Annotated in this window: 19 protein-coding genes; 18 read left to right on the top strand and 1 reads right to left on the bottom strand. The window is 62.4% G+C overall.

Going from position 1 to position 18,849, the window contains the following annotated elements; translation table 11 throughout:
- Positions 1-67 precede the first annotated feature (67 nt).
- The 6 genes from KFO72_RS23745 to KFO72_RS23725 all read left to right on the top strand — a co-directional run bounded on the left by KFO72_RS23745 (position 68) and on the right by KFO72_RS23725 (position 3,227).
- Positions 68-322, top strand: coding sequence for a DUF6723 family protein (locus KFO72_RS23745; RefSeq protein ID WP_062917243.1), 255 nt, complete (start codon positions 68-70; stop codon positions 320-322).
- A 104-nt stretch (positions 323-426) separates the two neighbouring features.
- Entirely contained in the window at positions 427-666 is a 240-nt protein-coding gene (locus tag KFO72_RS23740) for a DUF2442 domain-containing protein (RefSeq protein ID WP_007587719.1), read from the top strand.
- A 178-nt stretch (positions 667-844) separates the two neighbouring features.
- Positions 845-982 (top strand): hypothetical protein, encoded by a 138-nt coding sequence (locus KFO72_RS23735; RefSeq protein ID WP_156516718.1) that lies wholly within the window; start codon positions 845-847, stop codon positions 980-982.
- Between the two features lie 340 nt (positions 983-1,322).
- Positions 1,323-1,451 (top strand): hypothetical protein, encoded by a 129-nt coding sequence (locus KFO72_RS42125; protein WP_257841640.1) that lies wholly within the window; start codon positions 1,323-1,325, stop codon positions 1,449-1,451.
- On the top strand, positions 1,448-1,915 hold the full coding sequence (locus tag KFO72_RS23730) for a DUF2844 domain-containing protein (RefSeq protein ID WP_060604832.1): 468 nt from the start codon (positions 1,448-1,450) through the stop codon (positions 1,913-1,915). Before KFO72_RS42125 ends, KFO72_RS23730 begins: the two co-directional genes overlap by 4 nt.
- A 16-nt stretch (positions 1,916-1,931) precedes the next feature.
- A complete protein-coding gene (locus KFO72_RS23725; RefSeq protein ID WP_060604835.1) occupies positions 1,932-3,227 on the top strand; it encodes a DUF3443 domain-containing protein in 1,296 nt (431 codons plus the stop codon).
- Positions 3,228-3,335: 108 nt separating this feature from the next.
- On the opposite strand, the gene KFO72_RS23720 is transcribed toward KFO72_RS23725, so the two are convergent.
- Positions 3,336-4,739 carry a GntP family permease gene (locus tag KFO72_RS23720; RefSeq protein WP_054933353.1) on the bottom strand — a complete coding sequence of 468 codons (1,404 nt, stop codon included), beginning with the start codon at positions 4,737-4,739 and terminating at the stop codon, positions 3,336-3,338.
- A 403-nt stretch (positions 4,740-5,142) separates the two neighbouring features.
- On the opposite strand from KFO72_RS23720, the gene KFO72_RS23715 reads away from it, so the two are divergent.
- The 12 genes from KFO72_RS23715 (at position 5,143) to KFO72_RS23660 (ending at position 18,811) form a co-directional block, all read left to right on the top strand.
- A complete protein-coding gene (locus KFO72_RS23715; protein WP_225033176.1) occupies positions 5,143-6,609 on the top strand; it encodes a sigma-54 interaction domain-containing protein in 1,467 nt (488 codons plus the stop codon).
- A gap of 74 nt (positions 6,610-6,683) precedes the next feature.
- Positions 6,684-7,280: a BON domain-containing protein gene (locus KFO72_RS23710; protein WP_225033175.1), complete on the top strand. Its 597-nt coding sequence runs from the start codon at positions 6,684-6,686 to the stop codon at positions 7,278-7,280.
- 74 nt (positions 7,281-7,354) lie between these two features.
- Complete coding sequence (locus tag KFO72_RS23705) at positions 7,355-7,633, top strand: hypothetical protein (protein ID WP_054933356.1); 279 nt, start codon at positions 7,355-7,357, stop codon at positions 7,631-7,633.
- A gap of 468 nt (positions 7,634-8,101) precedes the next feature.
- Entirely contained in the window at positions 8,102-8,305 is a 204-nt protein-coding gene (locus KFO72_RS23700; RefSeq protein WP_035999124.1) for a hypothetical protein, read from the top strand.
- A gap of 344 nt (positions 8,306-8,649) precedes the next feature.
- Positions 8,650-8,943 (top strand): H-NS family nucleoid-associated regulatory protein, encoded by a 294-nt coding sequence (locus KFO72_RS23695; protein WP_225033174.1) that lies wholly within the window; start codon positions 8,650-8,652, stop codon positions 8,941-8,943.
- Between the two features lie 571 nt (positions 8,944-9,514).
- Positions 9,515-10,036, top strand: a complete 522-nt coding sequence (gene fae / locus KFO72_RS23690; RefSeq protein WP_054933359.1) for a formaldehyde-activating enzyme — start codon at positions 9,515-9,517, stop codon at positions 10,034-10,036.
- Between the two features lie 12 nt (positions 10,037-10,048).
- Entirely contained in the window at positions 10,049-11,095 is a 1,047-nt protein-coding gene (locus KFO72_RS23685; protein ID WP_060604843.1) for an aldo/keto reductase, read from the top strand.
- The gene (locus KFO72_RS23680; RefSeq protein ID WP_225033173.1) at positions 11,092-12,531 is read left to right on the top strand and encodes an NAD-dependent succinate-semialdehyde dehydrogenase; all 1,440 of its coding nucleotides are present in this window, start codon (positions 11,092-11,094) and stop codon (positions 12,529-12,531) included. Before KFO72_RS23685 ends, KFO72_RS23680 begins: the two co-directional genes overlap by 4 nt.
- A 90-nt stretch (positions 12,532-12,621) precedes the next feature.
- Positions 12,622-14,034 carry an MFS transporter gene (locus KFO72_RS23675; RefSeq protein WP_225033172.1) on the top strand — a complete coding sequence of 471 codons (1,413 nt, stop codon included), beginning with the start codon at positions 12,622-12,624 and terminating at the stop codon, positions 14,032-14,034.
- Between the two features lie 561 nt (positions 14,035-14,595).
- Positions 14,596-15,156: a fimbrial protein gene (locus KFO72_RS23670; RefSeq protein WP_054933363.1), complete on the top strand. Its 561-nt coding sequence runs from the start codon at positions 14,596-14,598 to the stop codon at positions 15,154-15,156.
- Between the two features lie 69 nt (positions 15,157-15,225).
- Entirely contained in the window at positions 15,226-15,975 is a 750-nt protein-coding gene (locus tag KFO72_RS23665; protein ID WP_225033171.1) for a fimbria/pilus periplasmic chaperone, read from the top strand.
- Between the two features lie 223 nt (positions 15,976-16,198).
- Positions 16,199-18,811 (top strand): fimbria/pilus outer membrane usher protein, encoded by a 2,613-nt coding sequence (locus KFO72_RS23660; protein WP_225033170.1) that lies wholly within the window; start codon positions 16,199-16,201, stop codon positions 18,809-18,811.
- Positions 18,812-18,849: the final 38 nt, after the last annotated feature.

Genomic DNA, 18,849 nt, shown 5'->3' with positions numbered 1-18,849 from the left:
AGCGCTCACAGTGAGCGTGCGAAAATGGCGCTTTTCGGACGACAATTCAAGCATTCAAGAAGTCATCATGAGCAGCTTCATTCCCAGTGTGCCCGGCAAGAGCGAGGGCGATTTCGAAGTCAGCGCGGGCTCGAAGCTCGCAGGCTACAAGCGATTTTTCGGCGTGCTGCGCGTGGTGCGCAAAACGGACGGGCGCCTGCTCTTTCCGTTCGACGGCGCGCCCGATCTCGGTCCCTATCCAACCAGACAAGAAGCGCTCGCGGCGGCGCAGGTGTACGGCGAGCACATCGTCGAGGGCGATCTCGCGCGGCCTGAGTTGTAAGCGCTTTCTCCCCAGCGATTTTTTCTGTTCGTGCCCCGTGCAATGCGCTTGAAGCGAAGGGCTGGCACGACTATCGTTTGAGTGGATTCCTGCGGGAGGCAATCATGCGTGCCGATGCCGTCGATGTGCATTTCGATAGTGCACACCTGTTTCTCGATCTGTCCGACGGCCGCGCCGTCGAGTTTCCACTCAACTGGTTTCCCACGCTCGCTGCGGCGACGGAAGCGGAGCGTGAACACTTCGCCATTTCGATCGACAAGCAGCAACTGATCTGGCCGGAACTCGACGAGGATATGGATGTGACTGCGTTGCTGCTGTCGCTGCCGGAGTCGATGCGGCACTAGAGAAGGCACTTACCGTCGATGCTTCAGGACGGCGCCGCCCGGCGTCGTCCCGTTTCGTTCGTCTGCCGATCGCGCAAACGCCGGCGGCCCCATCCGCATGCGTTAAAATAACGGCTTGGTGCCAAACGGAGTTTATGTGCGATCTGTCGTTATTTATCTCACGCCTTCCCTGGACACCATGACGGAATCTGTATCGGCTTCAGGCGTGCGCGAGGTCCGCGCCGACCTGGATCGCAATGCGAAGGTCGAACATGATCGGGGAGACATCGTCGTCGATTCGACTACACACGATGGTCCGTCGGTTCAGGCTCTCTAACAAGAACGAATAAAACGGCGCGCTTGCTTTCGGGCAAGCGCGCCGTTGTCGTTTGTGCGCGTTGCTCACGTTGTTTCGCTGCCTGCTAATAACGCTTTTAAAGCCGCATTGCATGGCGACAGCCCGGCGACTAAAAGATTAATTTAATCTTTCTATTCATTTCATTCTGCTGTCTGTTTGCAATTGCTTCGCCCGTTTCTAATACGCGTATCGCACATATTGCACGCGCACTCCGCTTTTCTCCCGCGTCTCCCTTCAGTTTAAATCCCTCATACCGTTAACAGGGTTTGATCTTCTGCGCCATGTTTTAGCTGATGCGGGATTAATGAAAAGTGCGTGAATGGAAGATCGAAGTGGTGGCAGTGTCGTTAAAGATACGATGGAAGCAAAATATCAAATCGCTCGCCTTGTCGTGAGCGAGCGGGGATTGGCTTCAATCGAAGAAAAAATAAACCGAGGACTTGAATGAAGTTACGTTTGCAATGCCTGTTGGCAGCAGCCGCATTCGCCCATTGCCTTGCCGCTCACGCGGCGCTCGGCTCGTCTCCCACCTACACCGCAACAACGACTGCAAGCTCGACACAGGCTGTCATGCGCCTGAGCGCAACGGCCGTGCCCTACACCGTCAGCGAAGCGACGCTCGCCGACGGCACGCTGGTGCGCGAGTACGTCGGGAAATCGGGCACGGTCTTCGCCGTGTCCTGGCACGGCCCTCATATGCCGGATCTCAGCTCGCTGCTGGGCAGCTACTTTGCGGGCTACCTCGACACCGTCAATCAACAGCATGCGCAGCAGGGCAGCGCATTCGGTCCCGCGACGGTGCAGCGCCCGGATGTCGTGGTCCAGACGGGCGGCCATATGGGCGCCTACGTCGGACGTGCGTGGTTGCCGACGGGTCTTCCCGCCGGCGTGAGCAGCGACGATATCCAATAAGGCGAAGGGACTCAAAATGCGTGCATTGAAATGGATTCTTGCCGTCAGCGGCATGTGTGTGGCGCTGGCTGGATGCGGTGGCGGCGGCGGTTCGTCGAACACGTCGACCAGCAGCACATCCGGCACGTCGACGCCCGTGAGCAACACGCCCGCGGCAGTGAGCACCGCGTTCGCCGATCCGACGGCGACGCCTGTGTCGTCCGGCTCCGCGAATACGGTGCCGATTGTCGTTTCGTCGTTCAGCAGCGTGCGCAACTTCCCCATGGTGAGCGTGAAGGTCTGCGCGCCGGGCACGAGCGCCGCGCTGAACTGCTCGGTTATCGACAACGTGCTCGTCGACACCGAATCGTTCGGCCTGCGCCTGTTCGCTTCCGTCATTCCGACGTTGAACAATTTGCCGCAGCAGACGCAAGGCGCTCAAGCCGTTGCGGAATGCGAGTCGTTCGGCTCGGGCAATACATGGGGCACGGTGCGCACGGCGGACGTGAGCCTGTCGAGCGAAGTCGCGCAGAACGTGCCGATCCAGGTGATCGCCGATCCGTCGCTGGCCGCGACCATTCCGACGGGCGTCAACGGTTGCCTTGTCGGCACCAACATGACGACGCCCGCAGCGCTCGGCGCGAACGGCATTCTCGGTATCGGCACCTCGCCGAACGATTGCGGCGCCACGTGTCAGAACAGTCTCGTCGCGGGTGCCTATTACGTGTGCACGGGTTCGAGCTGCACGCCGGCTCAGGTGACGATCCCCAATCAGGTGACGAACCCGGTGACGAAGTTCACGACCGACAACAACGGCGTGATCGTCGAGATGGCGCAAGTGCCCGATACGGGCGCTGCAACGGGAACGGGTACGCTCGTCTTCGGCATCGACACGCAGTCGAACAATGCGCTGAGCGGCACCAACGCGACCATCTTGCCGACTACTATCGCGGGCGATATGGATGCCGTGTTCGAAGGACGCTCGTACAGTAAGGCTGCTTTCTTCGATTCTGGATCGAGCGGACTGTACTTCCAGAGCACGGTGCTGAGCAAGGCAGCGAACGGCTTCTACACACCGGCGGCGCCGACGGGAATGTCGGCTGTCTTCACGGCGGCCAATTCCGTTACGGCAACCGTCAAGTTCAACGTCAGCAACGGCGTGACGCTGATCAATTCCGGCAACTACGCCTTCAATAATCTGGGCGTTGCGCTGTTCAATTCGATCGACATCGGTATGCCTTTCTTCTACGGCCGGCATATGTACTACGGCATTTCGGGGCAGCCTGCGTCGTCGGCCGGCGCTGGGCCTTATGTCGCGTACGTGTCGAGCTGAACGCGCGTGACACCGCGCACGCCGGCTGGATTGACGGGTTGCGCGTGAGCGGAGTGCAATGAAAAAGGGGGCGCGGTGCGCCCCCTTTGCGTTGGTACAGCGGCTGACTTAAACCAGCCCTGTCGCGTAGTAAAGCCCGATCACGAAGAACACAGCCAGCGTCTTGATGATCGTCACGGCGAAGATGTCGCGATACGACTCGCGGTGCGTCAGGCCCGTCACGGCCAGCAGCGTGATCACCGCGCCGTTGTGCGGCAACGTATCCATGCCGCCGCTCGCCATCGCGACTACGCGATGCAGCACGTCCATCGGAATGTGCGCAGCCTCGGCGCCCTTGATGAACAGATCCGACATCGCCGCCAGCGCGATGCTCATGCCGCCCGATGCGGAACCCGTGATACCCGCCAGCGAGCTCACCGACACGGCCGCATTGACGAGCGGATTCGGAATGCTCTTCAGCGCATCGCTGACCACGATGAAGCCCGGCAATGCCGCGATCACGCCGCCAAAACCATATTCCGACGCAGTGTTGAGCGAGGCGAGCAACGCACCGCCGACAGCCGCCTTCGTGCCCGTGGCGAAACGCTCCTTCACGCTGCCGAACGCCGTGACGACGACGAGCAGAATGCCGAGCAGCAAGGCGCCTTCCACCGACCAGATCGCGACCAACGACTTGATCGTCGCCGTCACGGGCGCACCATGGTTGCCTGGCAGCACGTCGGGCGAGACGGTGTAGGTCGCGCCGTACCATGCGGGAATCATGCGCGTGAGCACGAAGTTCGCAACGCCGACCAGAACCAGCGGCGCAATCGCCAGCAGCGGATTGGGCAGCTTGTCGGTTTCCATCTTCTCCGGCTCGTTCAGCAGCGACGTGCCGTAGCCTTCGCCCTTCGCCATCGCCGAGCGGCGGCGCCATTCGAGGAACGACAGGCCCACGACGATGATGAACAGCGAACCGGCGATACCGAGGCCGGGCGCGGCCCATGCCGTCGTCTTGAAGAAGGTTGTCGGGATGATGTTCTGGATCTGCGGCGTGCCCGGCAGCGAATCCATCGTGAACGAGAACGCGCCCAGCGCGATCGCCCCCGGCATCAGACGCTTCGGAATATTGCTCTGGCGATACAGTTCTGCAGCGAACGGATACACCGCGAACACGACGACGAACAGCGAGACGCCGCCGTATGTCAGCAGCGCGCACACGGCGACGATCACGGCATTCGCCCGCGAGCGGCCGATATAGCGGATCGCCGAGTGCACGATCGACGCGGCGAAACCCGACAGTTCGATGACCTTGCCGAATACCGCGCCGAGCAGGAACACCGGGAAGTACAGCTTCACGAAGACGACCATCTTCTCCATGAAGATGCCCGAGAACACGGGCGCGACAGCGGCGGGATCGACCAGCAGCACCGCGCCGAGCGCGGCGATCGGCGCGACGAGAATGACGCTGTAGCCGCGATAGGCGGCGAACATCAGGAACGCCAGGGCGGCGAGGACGATGACAAAAGCCAATTGAGTCTCCAATGCTTGGTTGTTCTACGTGGACGCGCGCGGCGAGGCGCGGCGGCCGGCGCCCGACAATGCAGGTTCCGTGCCATGCCCGTCAGCCGGGCTTCTGCGGCCCGGGCGGCGAAGAGAGCCGCGCGACGATTCGAACGATGGTACAAATTCGTCTCCAAATTGAGACGAATTGCAGTCTGTCGAATTCGAATTGGCGAAGCATACCTTAATCGGCGGGGTCGTTGCAGGTCTCGTACGTGAGATAATCGGTCCACAAATCGAGACAATAGAAAAACTTTCAGCTTGGCATGGGATCCTGGTAAGCGCTAAAGCGCTAACCATGATCGACCGCCATGGCATGGGATCCTGGTAAGCGCTAAAGCGCTAACCAGGATCGACAGGAGACAGCGACAAAATGATGAACGACTGGTCGGGCCTGCCCGCGACCTACAGCGAAGTCCTGCGCCGCGCAATGGACTCGCTCTTCCGCACGTTCGAGAACTTCAGCGAAGGCACCTTCATCGTCGATGCCGACGCGCGCGTCGTGTGGATCAATAAACGCTACGCGGCGCGCTTTGGTTTTGCCGATCCGCAACAGGCCATCGGCCGCGACTGCGAAGCCGTGATCCCGAATAGCCTGATGCGCGAAGTCGTGATGACAGGCAAGCCGATCCTGCTCGACGTTCTCGAAACCGACCGCGAACCGCTCGTCGTCACGCGCCTGCCGTTGAAGGACGACGCGGGCAAGACGGTCGGCGCCGTCGGCTTTGCGCTCTTCGACGAAATGAAAGCGCTCACGCCGCTCTTCTCTCACTACTCGCGCGTGCAACAGGAACTGATCGCGACGCGCCAGTCGCTCGCGCAAGCGCGCCGCGCGAAATACACGTTCGCGAGCTTCGTCGGCACGAGTGCGGCCAGCCTCGAAGTAAAGCGTCAGGCGCGGCGCGCGTCGCAAGTCGATTCGCCCGTGCTGCTGCTCGGCGAAACGGGCACGGGCAAGGAACTGCTCGCGCATGCGATTCACGGCGCGTCCGCCCGCTCGACCAAGCCGCTCGTCACCGTCAACGTCGCGGCGATTCCCGATGCGCTGCTCGAAGTCGAGTTCTTCGGCGCGGCGGCGGGTGCATACACGGGCGCGGACCGTAAGGGACGCGTCGGCAAGTTCGAACTGGCCGATGGCGGCACGCTGTTTCTCGACGAGATCGGCGACATGCCGTTGCCCTTGCAAGGCAAGCTGCTGCGCGTACTGCAGGACCGCGAGTTCGAGCCGCTCGGGTCGAACCGGATCGTGCGCGCCGACGTGCGGATCATCGCGGCGACGTCGGCCGATCTGCCCGCGCTTGTCGCCGAGGGGCGCTTCCGCCCGGACCTGTTCTATCGCCTCAACGTGCTCACCATTCATGCGCCGCCGCTGCGCGAGCGGCAAACGGATATCGAGGCGCTCGCCTATACGATCCTCGAAGACCTGTCGACGCAGGTGCGCGGCGGTCACTTCGAACTGCAGGACGACGCGTTGCGGCTGTTGTGCTCGTACGGCTGGCCAGGCAATGTGCGCGAGCTGCGCAACACGCTGGAGCGCGCGGTGATGCTGTCGGACAGCGAGCGCATCGATGCACGCGCGCTTGCGCCGTTCATCGGACCCGTGCGCGGACAGCTTGCGTTCGATGCGCGCGTGCCCGTGCCCGTGCAGGCAGCGGCGGCCAGTGCATCGGACGAAGCGCAGCCGCAACAGTGGGCGGATGCGATGGTCGCGTTCGAAAGACGTTTTATCGACGAAGCGCTGCGCGCTTGCCAGGGACGCGTCACGGAAGCGGCCGCGCGCATCGGCATGGGCCGCGCGACGCTGTACAAGAAAATCGCTGCGTATGGCATCGAGGTGTGAGCGTCGCCGGGCGATGCCGCCGCGCAGTACGATCGTGATGCTGGCAGCAACGCCAACCCAAAGGAGACTCGGCCATGGCACGCTGGATCGTTTGGATCATGCTGGTTATTGCGAGTGGCGCCTGCAATGTGCCGCGTGCGCAGGAGGCGTCATCGGCGGCGCCACCAGGCGAACGGCGCAACTGGTACAACGACCCGTTCTTCGCGCTTTCGCATGCGATCGCCGATTGTCCCGTGCCGCTCGGCCCGATGATGACGCACGCGCAGATGGAGGACGACGCGCACTATCGCGTGGAGCGAGGCACGACCTGCTGGCTTGCGCATCAATGCACGAAGCCCAACTCCTATCTGTACGACGCCGACATCGCCAGCGCGATTCGCGCGCGCTTCACGAGCCCGCATCCATTCGACGGCACGAGCGTGTGGATCACGGTGCAGCGCCGCTTCGTGTATGCGGAAGGCTGCGCACCCGCATCGTTCGACAGGCGCGCGTTGCAGCAGCAGCTCGAAGCGATTCCGGACGTCGAGCAGGTGTTCATGCGTATCGCCGCGAGCCCGCATGGACGGATGCCCTACAAGACGCTTGCGGAACCCGACACGCAGCCAGTAACGGAGCCGGCAACGGAACCGGTAGCGGAACCGGCAACGGAGCAGAAGCCAAAGACTCGATAACACGATAAACGCAACGCAAGGCGGCCATGGCACAATCGCGTTCGTCGAAAAACAAGTGGCCAACGGGGTTTTCCATGAAACGCAGTCAAACATCCACGGCGCGCGTCATGCATCGGGTTCGCGGCGCGGCGCTTCCTGTCGTCGTCGCGATGGCGGGCGCGCTCGCCGCGTGCAGCAGCGCGCCGCCGCTCTTCGCGCCTGATGGCCGGCCCACCACGCTAGTTCAATGCCCCGCCGGCTCCGACAACTGCGAGCAGCAGGCGCAAGCGATGTGCGGCGGCGCGTTCGACGCGATACGCACGACCACCCAGAACGGCGTGCGCAGTCTGCTCTACGCCTGCCGCGGAAAGTGAACGGCACTGCGTTTCTGGCGTTCGCCATGCCGGGCTGCGCTCGCGGCCCGATAACTTCCTGAAGCACGTCACGCCGATTTATCGCGCGCTGCATGTCGCGGTCGATGCACGTGCATCGACCGAGCCGCTGCGCCTTCGTTGCAGCATTCGCGCAGATCGAACCATGCATCGGCCGATTTCTCGGCCGCTCTGAACAACGACTCGTCATCACGGCTTCGCGCAGCCCACAAGCGTTGCGCTGGCGCATCGCGCAAGGCGCTTCCGTGCGCCGCCCAACGGAACACATCGATCTCCTCGTATAGATTCCTGATAGCGAATGAGATTGCGTGGCGAGAGACACGCGATGTCCATCCGATTCCGGGAAGCGTGTGCAGGCAATGCAACGACATTGAGAGAGCGGCAGTCGATTTCCCGCGGCACATTTCGTGCTAACCGATGACGCCTTTGCGAGGGACGACGGGGAACGCAATGAATCACGAGCAGATAGAAAAGGATATCGAGCATCTGGAACACGTCATCTCGCGCATCTCCGCTGCCGACGGTATTCCACTGTCATACTGGCGCGGCCGCATCGAATCGGTGTCGGTGGCCGCGCTGGTGCCGTCACAGATCAGGCGCGTCCAGCGGCTCAGCGACGCGTTGCATGCTCTTGAGGTTCGTTACAAGCGCTGAGCGCCGTCACCGATCGCGGCGAAGCGGCTCGCTTCGTGACGCTCGCATGGCGTAACAGTGGGATCGGTTGTTTCGATGCGTGCGCGGTCAGCTTCGTATACCTTCCTTCGGACACGTTCAATGGTCGAAGCAAGCTGTCGGCCTCGGCCTGTCGATCGTATCGTTCGGATGGCCAGGCGCCTTCGGCACCCGTGCGTTCAGCGATCCCGACTCGAGTCGGAATACACGTTTGTTGACAGTACGCAGTGTTCCTGAGTCTCTGATGGCACTACACTGCTACCCGGCACTTTTTAGGTCTGGTACGGTCTCAGTTGCCGTACAGCTTTGCAAGGAGACTTCGCCAGATGGCCACATACAGACAGCTGACCGCCCAACTCGAAAAGCTTCAGAAGGAGATGGAACAAGCACGTGAACAGGAAGTGACTCAGGCGATCGCTGACATCAAACAGAAGATCGCCGATTACGGCATCACCGCCGAGGAGCTAGGCTTCTCGAGCAAGGTGCGCGCGGTGGCGCGCAAAGCCGCACTGCCGCCGAAATACCGCAACCCCAAGACGGGCGAGACCTGGAGCGGCCGTGGCCGTGCGCCGGGCTGGCTCACGGGTAAGAATCGCGACAAGTTTCTTATCGAACAATGAAACCGGCGCAAGCGCCCGTCGCCTTCAGCTGATTAGTGCGCTTGCGCTTCCTTCCTGTTTGTCTCATCCCGTAGCGGGTCCGGTCGTTGACCGGTGAACTGTTCAGTGAGCGAAAGTGCAGCCGCCTGGCGCACCGTCGCGGGAATCCCGAAAACTCTCACCTTTAGCTGGCGCGGCCCTTCGAAGCGGCGTGCCGGACCCGCTATTGCACGTCTGTTATTCGCTTGAAGGCGTTGCGGCTAGCGCGACTTCATGATTGCGGCGACTGCCCGTGAAAGCCTTATACAGCAAGGGTTTTGGGCATTCCGGACGAACCGGCGGCGCACTTCGCGCACGCGTCGCTGAGGCGTTTCTCGAGCGCGCCGCATCGTCGGGTGACGCTTCATTCGCAGCGACTCATCCCGCCTCCCGAAAACGCTCACCTCAGCGTTTTTTTCAGTTACCGACGATCACTCAGTGGAAACCCGGAGTTGAGTGCGCCTCATACCCCGGATCAAAAAACATCGCTTCATCGTCCTGCTTGTCGGCCAGCACAATCAGCGCATCTACTCAACCGGATGGAACTGGACAGATGAGCACCACTGAGAAGCAGCTGTATATCGGCGAAGGATTCGAAGGCCCGGGCGTGAACCTCGCGCACATCAACGTGCTGGTCGGCCCGCGCAGCGGTCCTGCGGGCCAGGCCTTCGCCACCGCGCTGTCGACGCCTTCCGCCGGTCACGCGCCGTTCGTCGTGATCGCGCGTCCGGGTGTGCCGACCAAGCCGCTGACGCTGTACGTCAACAAGGCGCAGATCGACGGCGACTTCCACGGCAACGCGACGTGGGGCGCATCGCAGGCGGGCATCGCGAAGGCGGTGGCCGAGTCGCTGGAGAACGGGACGTTGCCGCCCGAAGCGGAGAACGACTGGGTCGTCGTGTCGGCGAACTGGGTCAACCCGAAGACCGACGATCTCGACGCCGTGTTCGAGAACAACTACCGCGCGTGCAAGAACGCGATTCTCGCGGCGATGAAGGGCCTGCCGCACAAGGAAGAAGTGTTCGCCGCCGCGCGCGAAGTATCGAACCCGTTCTATACGCCGAAGCAACGTTGAGGGATACGAGCCATGGAATACATCCGCCTCGGCCAGTCGGGCCTGAAGGTTTCGCGTCTGTGCCTCGGCACGATGAACATGGGCACGCCGCAATGGAAGCCGTGGATTTTCGATGAAGCGCAAAGCGAGCCGATCGTGCGTCACGCGCTCGAAGCCGGCGTGAACTTCATCGACCTCGCCGATTTCTACTCGACGGGCGTCGGCGAAGAAGTGGTCGGCCGCATCCTCAAGCGCCTCGCGCGCCGCGAAGAGATCGTCGTGACGACCAAGGTCGGCTACGACATGGGCACGTACCAGAACGCGGGCGGCCATTCGCGCAAGCACATCATGGACGGCATCGACGGCTCGCTGTCGCGTCTGGGCATGGATTACGTCGATATCTACATGTTGCACTACTTCGACGTGAACACGCCCGTCGAAGAAACGATGGGCGCGTTGAACGACATCGTGCGCGCGGGCAAGGCGCGCTACATCGGCGTATCGACGATGTACACGTGGCAATTTGCCAAGATCATGCAGGTGTGCGAGCGCAACGGCTGGCACAAGCCGATCAACATGCAACTGCAACTGAACCTGGCGTATCGCGAGGAAGAGCGCGAAATGATTCCGTATTGCCAGGATCAGGGCGTGGGCGTGTCGGTGTTCAGCCCGCTCGCGCGCGGTCTTCTGACGAGCGACGCGCAATCGACGCGTAATCAGACCGACTTCTTCACCGCGCAGATGTATGGCGACACGGCGTCGCGCGAGATCGCGGCATCGGTGGCGCGCGTGGCGGCGCGGCGTGGCGTTTCTGCGGCGCAGATCGCCCAGGCGTGGGTACTGCAGCGTGAAGGCATCGCGAGCATGCTGGTCGGCGCGGATACGCCGGCGCAGTTCGACAGCGCGCTCGCCGCGCTGGGCACGAAGCTCGAAGCGGAAGAACTGCACGAGCTGGAGCGCAACTACACGCCGTGCGATCTGATCAACGACTACACGGCGGGCAAGCGCATCGCGCGCGAAACGCGCGCGGCACAAGGCGTGTTCGCCGACGTGGCAGGTAATCTGGATAAAGCAGCATGAGTGAATTTCTTCGCACCGGCCACTACATCAACGGCGAGTGGTATGAAAGCGCGAACACGTATCCCGTTCGCAATCCGGCGACGGGCGAGGTAATCGCCAACGTCGCAAAGGGCGGCGCACAGGAAACGGCGCAAGCCATCGGAGCCGCCGAGCGTGCGTTCCCCGCCTGGCGCGCGCTGACCGCGAAAGAGCGCGGCGCACGCGTGAAGCGTTGGGGCGAGCTGATGCTCGAACATCGCGACGCGCTCGCCGAGTTGCTGACGCGCGAGCAAGGCAAGCCGCTCGCCGAAGCGAAGGGCGAAGTCGGCTACGCGGCGAGCTTCTTCGAATGGTTCGCGGAAGAAGCGAAGCGCAGCTACGGCGATGTGATTCCGAGCCCGAAGCCCGATTCGAAGATCATCGTCACGCGTGAGCCGGTTGGCGTGGTCGCGGCGATCACGCCGTGGAATTTCCCACTCGCGATGATCACGCGCAAAGCCGGTCCCGCGATCGCGGCCGGTTGCACGATGGTCCTGAAGCCTTCCGAGGAAACGCCGCTGTCCGCGTTCGCGCTGGCCGTGCTCGCCGAGCGCGCGGGCATTCCGGCGGGCGTGTTCAACATCGTGTCGGGCGATGCCGTCGCGATCGGCGGCGTGCTGACGGAGTCGCCCGTCGTGCGCAAGCTGTCGTTCACGGGCTCGACGCGCGTCGGCAAGCTGCTCGCCAAGCAGTCGGCGGATACGCTGAAGAAGCTGTCGCTGGAACTGGGCGGCAACGCGCCGTTCATCGTGTTCGACGATGCCGATATCGAGGCAGCCGTGCAGGGGGCGATGGCGTCGAAGTTCCGCAACACGGGGCAGACCTGTGTGTGCGTCAATCGCTTCTATGTTCAGGACGGCATCTACGACGCATTTACCCAGGCGCTGACGGAAGCCGTGAAGAAGATGCGCGTCGGCGATGCGCTGAAGGGCGACGTCGAGCAAGGTCCGCTGATCAACGAAGCGGCGTTGATGAAAGTCGAGGCGCACGTCGCCGATGCGTTTCAACATGGCGCGAAGGCGCTGACGGGCGGCAAGCGTCACGCGCTGGGCGGCACGTTCTACGAGCCGACCGTGCTCGTCGACGCGACGCAACCGATGCTGATCGCCGAAGAAGAAACCTTCGGCCCGGTGGCGGCGTGCTTCCGCTTCAAGACGGAAGACGAAGCGATCCAGGCCGCCAACGACACGCCGTTCGGTCTGTCCGCGTACTTCTACACGCGCGATCTGGGGCGTGCATGGCGCGTCGCGGAAGCGCTGGAGAGCGGCATGGTCGGCATCAACGAAGGGATCATCTCGACGGAAGTCGCGCCGTTCGGCGGCGTCAAGCAGTCCGGCCTCGGCCGTGAAGGCTCGAAGTACGGCATGGATGAATACGTCGAACTGAAGTACATGATGATGGGCGGTCTGGGCCGCTAGGCCGTCGAGGCTTCGTCTGCCACGCGCGGCGGAAAAGCAAGAAGCACGCGTCCCGGCGCGCACCACGGGACGCGATAACAAGGAGACATCTTGAGCGATCAAGACCTGCTTGCGCGGCCGTCCGGCCCCGCATCCCCGTCCTCGCGCGTTTCAGCGCCGGCCCAATCTCAAACCTCGCAATTCACGAATAGCCACACCGTCTCGCTCGACGACGTTCCCCTCAACCGGTTTCACATCAAGATCGCCGGACTGACGTTCGGCGCGCACTTCACGGAAGGCTTCGCGCTCGGCACGATCGGTTATGCGCTCGCGTCGCTCAACAAGCAGATGCCGCTCGATGCGTTCTGGCAAGGGATGATCGGCAGTTCCGCGCTGATGGGGATTTTCGTCGGCAGCCTGGTGTTCGGCTGGCTGTCGGATCGCATGGGCCGCCAGCGCATTTTCCTGCTGAGCTTTCTGATCATCACGCTTGCGGCTTTCGCGCAGTTCTACGTGTCGTCGCCAGCGATGCTGTGCGCGCTGCGCGTGCTGATCGGCTTCGGCATGGGCGGCGATTTCGCCGTCGGTCACGCGATTCTCGCGGAGTTCTCGCCGCGCAAGCATCGCGGCACGCTGCTCGGTTCGTTCAGCGTGATCTGGACGATTGGCTACGTGGTCGCGAACGTGCTCGGCCTGTGTTACGCGGACGCGTCGCCCGATGCGTGGCGCTGGCTGCTGGCGTCGGCGGGCGTGCCCGCGCTCGCGGTGCTGGTCATGCGGATCGGCACGCCGGAATCGCCGCGCTGGCTGCACGACAAGGGACGCGTCGCGCAAGCGCAGGCCATCGTGCTGAAATACTTCGGCCCGAACGTGACGATCGACGGCGCGCATGACGATCACGCCCACGGTGCTCAAGGTGGCTTTGCGCGTCTTTTCAGGCGCGATCTGATCCGCCGCACGATCTTCAATTGCGCGTTCTTCGTGTGTCTCGTGATTCCGTACTTCGCGATCTACACCTTCCTGCCGTCGATCCTCAAGGCGATTCATCTCGACAACGGCTCGGGCGCGGATTTCCTGCTCAACGGCTTTCTCGTGCTCGGCGCGCTGCTCGGCATCTGGCTGACGATCGTGCTGTCGCGCCGCGCGTTCCTGATCGGCTCGTTCGCGGTGACGTGCCTGTCGTTGCTTGCGCTGAGTGTGCTGCCGGAATCGGCGGCGCTGTGGATGATCGTCGCGTTCGCCGTGTTCACGCTGACGATGTCGGCGTTCTCGAATCTGGTCGGCGTGTTTCCGCCCGAGTGCTTTCCGACGGAAGTGCGTGCCTGCGGCGTCGGCCTGGCGATTGCGTGCAGCCGCCTGGGCTCCGCCGTCGGCACGTTCCTGCTGCCGCTCGGCATCGCGCAACTCGGTTTTCATTCGACGATGCTCGCGTTGTCCGCCGTGCTGCTGGTTGGGATGATCGTTTCGATCGCGTGGGCGCCTGAAACGAAGCACCTGACGCTGAATCAGGCGAGCGGCGCCTGACGAAGCGCGCATCGATAACGCATTCTTCGGTTAAAGCCCGAAGCGCCCATGAGGGTGCTTCGGGCTTTTCTATTTGAGCCTGCACTGCATAGCGCATGTATCGGCTTGCACAAAGCCTGAAATGTCATTTCCGAGCGTTTTAAACATTTTTATTTACGTCTCTCATCTGCAATAAAAAGACTTTCCCAATTCCGTTCAAAACCGGCTCCTGAAAAGATAGAACCATTGATCTTGGTCATTCAGTACCGCTATATGTCGATGTTAATTTTATCGACGCTCAACGACACGAACGCTTACTGTTCAATCAGTTTTCTGATTTGAGCCGGATATCAAGGCGACACGTCGGCAAGGTTTGAACGCCGGGATCACTGCGGTCCGCGAGCGTTAATCAAATATTTCTCGCGACGCTTGATGCGGGCTTCCTCTATTGAAGTCATTCCAGGGAACACGGGTCGTTGATGTTCGTTATTCAAGGCGTTTCAGTCGTCTTCGGTGTTCGTCTGACTTGCAACGCAAACGTTTGCGTCATTTTTTATTGGTAACTACTTCAGGAGCATAAGCATGCAAAAGCGCATTGTGTCCACGGCCGTTATCGGTCTGATGGCATTGCTGTCCACGGCAGCTCAGGCGGCCGACGGCACGATCACGTTCACAGGTTCTGTCACCGACACCACCTGCTCGATCAATGGCACGGCGAGCGGTACGGCCGCCGATGTCGCGGTGATTTTGCCGACCGTGCAGGCCGGCTCGCTGCCAGCCGCTGGCGCAACGGCGGGCACGTCGAGTCTCGGCGATGTCCGTCTCACGCTGAGCGGTTGTTCGGGCGCGGCCACGAAGGCGATCGCGCGCTTCGAGAACGGCCCGACCGTCGATCAGAGCAGCGGTTATCTGACCAATCAGGCATCGGCCACCCCTGCGCAAAACGTGCAGGTGCGCCTGCTGAACGCGAATGCGCAACCGATCAACGTCCTGACGGGCGCCAACAACACGCTCGCCACGAACGGCGCGACGATCACGGGCGGCGCGGCCACGCTGAACTATTTCGCGCAGTACTACGCAACGGGCAAAGCGCAGCCGGGTAACGTGAGCACGTCGGTTCAATACACGATGCAGTATCAGTAACCAGCTGGAGTGGGGCGTGCGCTTGCGTGCATGCCCCGATCCTTTTGCATTGCACGGAGCACGCGCGACATGTCAATGAAACGAAGACTGAGCTGCCTATGGCAGACGGTTCTGCTGGCGGCTGTGATGGCTGCGGGCGCCGCGCATGCCAGCGTGACGATTGCCGGCACGCGCGTTGTCTATCCGCTCGATCAGCGCGAAGTGACAGTCAAGCTGACCAACGACAGCCGCAATCCGTCGCTGGTCCAGGTCTGGCTCGACAGCGGCGACGCCAACGCGGAGGTCGACGAAAGCAGAACGCCGTTCGTGATTACGCCGCCTATTTTCCGCATGAACGCGGGCCGGTCGCAGACCTTGCGCATCATCTACAGCGGCGATGTGCTGCCGCAGGACCGGGAATCGGTGTTTTGGCTCAACGTGCTCGATATTCCGCCGAAGGCCGTGCCAAAGCCGGACGTCAACACGCTGCAACTCGCGTACCGCACGCGAATCAAGCTCTTCGCGCGTCCGCCGACATTGCCGGGTACGCCGGAGGATGCGCCGCGTCAGATCGAATGGAAAGTCTTGCCGGCCGAGGAAGGCAAGGGACAAGCACTGCTCCTGTCGAATCCGACGGCCTATCACGTGTCGTTCAGCAAGATCACGGTGACGGCGAACGGCCGTCGCTATGAGTACGACGCGGGTGGCATGGTCGTGCCGCACGGTGAGGAAACCTTTGTCATTCCGAAGATGGAAGGGGTTCAGTCGGGTCAGATTCACTACATCGCCATCAATGACTTTGGCGGTGTGATCGAGGGCGACGCAGTCATCCGTCCATGAGCCGCTCGATGTAGCGCCATGTGCGGCCGTTGTCGGCCGCGTTCCATTTCTACTCTGCCGAACGTGAAGACGTGTGCCTGCGCGCACGGCGGGTCGTTGCGCGCGTGTGCCGGGCATTTCTGTTGAGGCCGAAATTTACGGGAGGCGATCGCGTCATGCAGGACCTCGCTTCGTCAGACGGCCATGCATGCCACGAGCTTCGTGCACGCGATGATTTCCCGACATGACCTGCTTTCGCCACCCTGATGTTCCGATGCCCGGTCCACGGACCTTGCGCCCTGTTGCTGCGCTGATTTCGCCCGTGTTCGCGATGATCGCCGGGCTGTATGCCGACCACGCGACGGCCGCCGACCCGGTGAATCCCGTCGATTTCGACCCGACGTTTCTTCAATCGGGCTCGAAGGTCGATGTTTCGCGCTTTTCGCGCGGCAACGCAATTGCGCCTGGCAGCTATTACGTCGACGTCTGGCTCAACGACGCGCGCACGGCGCGTGAGAACGTACGCTTCGTGCCGACGGGCGAAGGTCAGAGCGCGCGCGCCTGCGTGACACGGTTGATGCTGGAAAAGTGGGGCGTCGATTTCTCGCGCGTCGCCGCAACGGAAGGGAACGCGACGCCGCCGGCCGCGAACGAATGTATCGACGTGGGCGTCGTCGTGCCGCAAGCCACCGTCGATTTCGACTTTTCCGAGCAAAAGCTCGCGCTCACCGTGCCGCAGAAGTACATGCGCAGCCAGGCGCGCGGCTACGTGCCGCCCGAGTTGTGGGAGAGCGGCGTCAATGCCGGTTTCCTCAGCTACAACGCGAACGTCTATCAGTCGGGCAACAACGGCACGAACACGACGCAGGGCTATGTCGGACTGAATGTCGGCGTAAATGTGGGCGGCTGGCATTTCCGACATCAGTCGTCCGTCACGGCGATGACGGGACAGACCACGCAGTTCGACGATATTGCGACCTATCTTCAGCATGACGTAACGAAGCTGCGCTCGCAGGTCGTGGTGGGCGAAGCCTTTACCACCGGGGACGTGTTCAACAGCGTCGCGTTTCGCGGCGCGCAGATCGCCACCGACGACCGCATGCTGCCGGAATCGCTGCGCGGCTACGCGCCCGTCGTGCGCGGCACGGCTGAATCAAATGCGCGCGTCAATATCAGCCAGAACGGCCAGACAATCTACGAAACCGTGGTGCCGCCCGGACCGTTCGAGATCCGGGACATCTACCCGACGGGCTACGGCGGCAACCTCGAAGTGAGCGTGACGGAAGCCGACGGCCGCCAGAAGTTTTTCACCGTGCCGTATGCGTCGGTCGCGCAATTGCTGCGGCCGGGCATGACGCGTTTCGCCTTGACGGCCGGCCAGCTTCGCGATGCATCGCTGCAGAGCAAGCCTGTTTTTGCGCAACTGACGTTGCAGCGGGGCCTGACGAATCTCGTCACGCTCTATGGCGGCGCCATTGCGGCAGACGGCTATCTGGCCGCGAACTTCGGCGTCGCGCTGAATACGCCCGTGGGCGCGGTCGCGGGCGACGTCACATTGGCACGCACACAGGTGCCGGGCCAGGCAACGATGCAAGGCAACAGCCTGCATATCAGCTACAGCAAGTTCGTCGATGCGACGGACACCAACTTTGCGCTCGGCGCCTATCGCTATTCGAGCTCCGGCTATCTCAATCTCACCGACGCCGCGCGGCTGCGCGATTACGTCGAGCGTGGATCGGTGGGCAATCCTGCCGACCGCACGCGCGGCCAGTTCCAGCTGTCGATCAGCCAGAGGCTGGCGCAATACGGCTCGCTATTCGTCAACGTCACGGCGCAGGACTACTGGAATCGCGGTGGACGCGACACCTTCTATCAGGCCGGGTACTCGAACAGTTACCGGTTCGGCACTTATAGCGTGACGTTGGGGCGCACCCAGAACGCGTATGGCGAGCCGTCGAACCAGATCATGCTGACCACGACGATTCCGCTCGGCAAGTCGCGGCACGCGCCGATGCTTTCCTCGACCTACAACCGCAACGGCGACACGTCGAGCCTGCAGGCAAGCATGAGCGGCTCCGCAGGCGACGGCAATCAATACTCGTACAACGTCTACGGCACGATGAACAACGCATCGGCGACGGGCGTCAGCGGCAACGGCGGTGCGAGCAGCACGTACCGCGGACCCTACGCGCAGTTGACGGCGTCGGCGAGCGGCGGCTCGCATACGTCGCAGGTGTCGGCGGGCGCGAGCGGCTCGATCGTCGCGCATCGCGGCGGCGTCACGTTCTCGCAGACGGTCGGCGAGACCTTCGGCATCGTCGAGGCGCAGGGCGCGCAAGGCGCGCGTTTGCCAGGGGCGACGGGCGCGAAGATCGACGGCGACGGCTACGCGATCGTGCCTTACCTCACACCGTATGCGATGAACACGGTGGATATCGATCCGAAGGGCGCGTCGATGGATGTCGAATTCGAGTCGACCTCGGAGAGCGCGGCGCCGCGTCTTGGATCCGTCGTGCTGTTCAAGTACCGGACCGACACCGGCCGCGCCGCGCTGATTCGCGCACCGCGCGCGGGTGGCAAGGCGCTGCCGTTCGGCGCGGAGGTCAGCGACGAGACAGGCAAGAGCGTGGGCGTCGTCGGGCAGGACAGCCGCATCTTCGCGCGCGATCTGTACGAGCAAGGAAAGCTGACGGTGAAGTGGGGCATCAAGACCAGCCAGCAATGCAGCATCGATTACACGCTGCCGCCGCGCAAGGAAAGCGGCAAGGCGGAAATCGGCTTTGCATTTATAGACGCGCATTGTCTGCCCGTTGCGCGTGCGGCGACAAAACCGCTGGTGACTGCGCCGGCGAAATAGCCTCGACCAGAGGCTTTGCATATCAGGAGAAGGACGAG

Source organism: Paraburkholderia sp. XV (assembly GCF_020177535.1).
In the GTDB taxonomy this organism is placed as follows: domain Bacteria; phylum Pseudomonadota; class Gammaproteobacteria; order Burkholderiales; family Burkholderiaceae; genus Paraburkholderia; species Paraburkholderia caribensis.
Note: the sequence above shows the minus strand (reverse complement) of the source record. Positions and strands in the feature narration are given on the sequence as shown.

Bases quoted from the DNA above. Each gene is read 5' to 3' on its own strand.
- KFO72_RS23685 (WP_060604843.1), top strand. From the start codon at position 10,049: ATGGAATACATCCGCCTCGGCCAGTCGGGCCTGAAGGTTTCGCGTCTG.
- KFO72_RS23710 (WP_225033175.1), top strand. From the start codon at position 6,684: ATGGCACGCTGGATCGTTTGGATCATGCTGGTTATTGCGAGTGGCGCC.
- KFO72_RS23670 (WP_054933363.1), top strand. From the start codon at position 14,596: ATGCAAAAGCGCATTGTGTCCACGGCCGTTATCGGTCTGATGGCATTG.
- KFO72_RS23740 (WP_007587719.1), top strand. From the start codon at position 427: ATGCGTGCCGATGCCGTCGATGTGCATTTCGATAGTGCACACCTGTTT.
- KFO72_RS23665 (WP_225033171.1), top strand. From the start codon at position 15,226: ATGTCAATGAAACGAAGACTGAGCTGCCTATGGCAGACGGTTCTGCTG.
- KFO72_RS23725 (WP_060604835.1), top strand. From the start codon at position 1,932: ATGCGTGCATTGAAATGGATTCTTGCCGTCAGCGGCATGTGTGTGGCG.
- KFO72_RS23730 (WP_060604832.1), top strand. From the start codon at position 1,448: ATGAAGTTACGTTTGCAATGCCTGTTGGCAGCAGCCGCATTCGCCCAT.
- KFO72_RS23700 (WP_035999124.1), top strand. From the start codon at position 8,102: ATGAATCACGAGCAGATAGAAAAGGATATCGAGCATCTGGAACACGTC.
- fae (WP_054933359.1), top strand. From the start codon at position 9,515: ATGAGCACCACTGAGAAGCAGCTGTATATCGGCGAAGGATTCGAAGGC.
- KFO72_RS23715 (WP_225033176.1), top strand. From the start codon at position 5,143: ATGATGAACGACTGGTCGGGCCTGCCCGCGACCTACAGCGAAGTCCTG.
- KFO72_RS23695 (WP_225033174.1), top strand. From the start codon at position 8,650: ATGGCCACATACAGACAGCTGACCGCCCAACTCGAAAAGCTTCAGAAG.
- KFO72_RS23705 (WP_054933356.1), top strand. From the start codon at position 7,355: ATGAAACGCAGTCAAACATCCACGGCGCGCGTCATGCATCGGGTTCGC.
- KFO72_RS23745 (WP_062917243.1), top strand. From the start codon at position 68: ATGAGCAGCTTCATTCCCAGTGTGCCCGGCAAGAGCGAGGGCGATTTC.
- KFO72_RS23680 (WP_225033173.1), top strand. From the start codon at position 11,092: ATGAGTGAATTTCTTCGCACCGGCCACTACATCAACGGCGAGTGGTAT.
- KFO72_RS42125 (WP_257841640.1), top strand. From the start codon at position 1,323: ATGGAAGATCGAAGTGGTGGCAGTGTCGTTAAAGATACGATGGAAGCA.
- KFO72_RS23735 (WP_156516718.1), top strand. From the start codon at position 845: ATGACGGAATCTGTATCGGCTTCAGGCGTGCGCGAGGTCCGCGCCGAC.
- KFO72_RS23660 (WP_225033170.1), top strand. From the start codon at position 16,199: ATGACCTGCTTTCGCCACCCTGATGTTCCGATGCCCGGTCCACGGACC.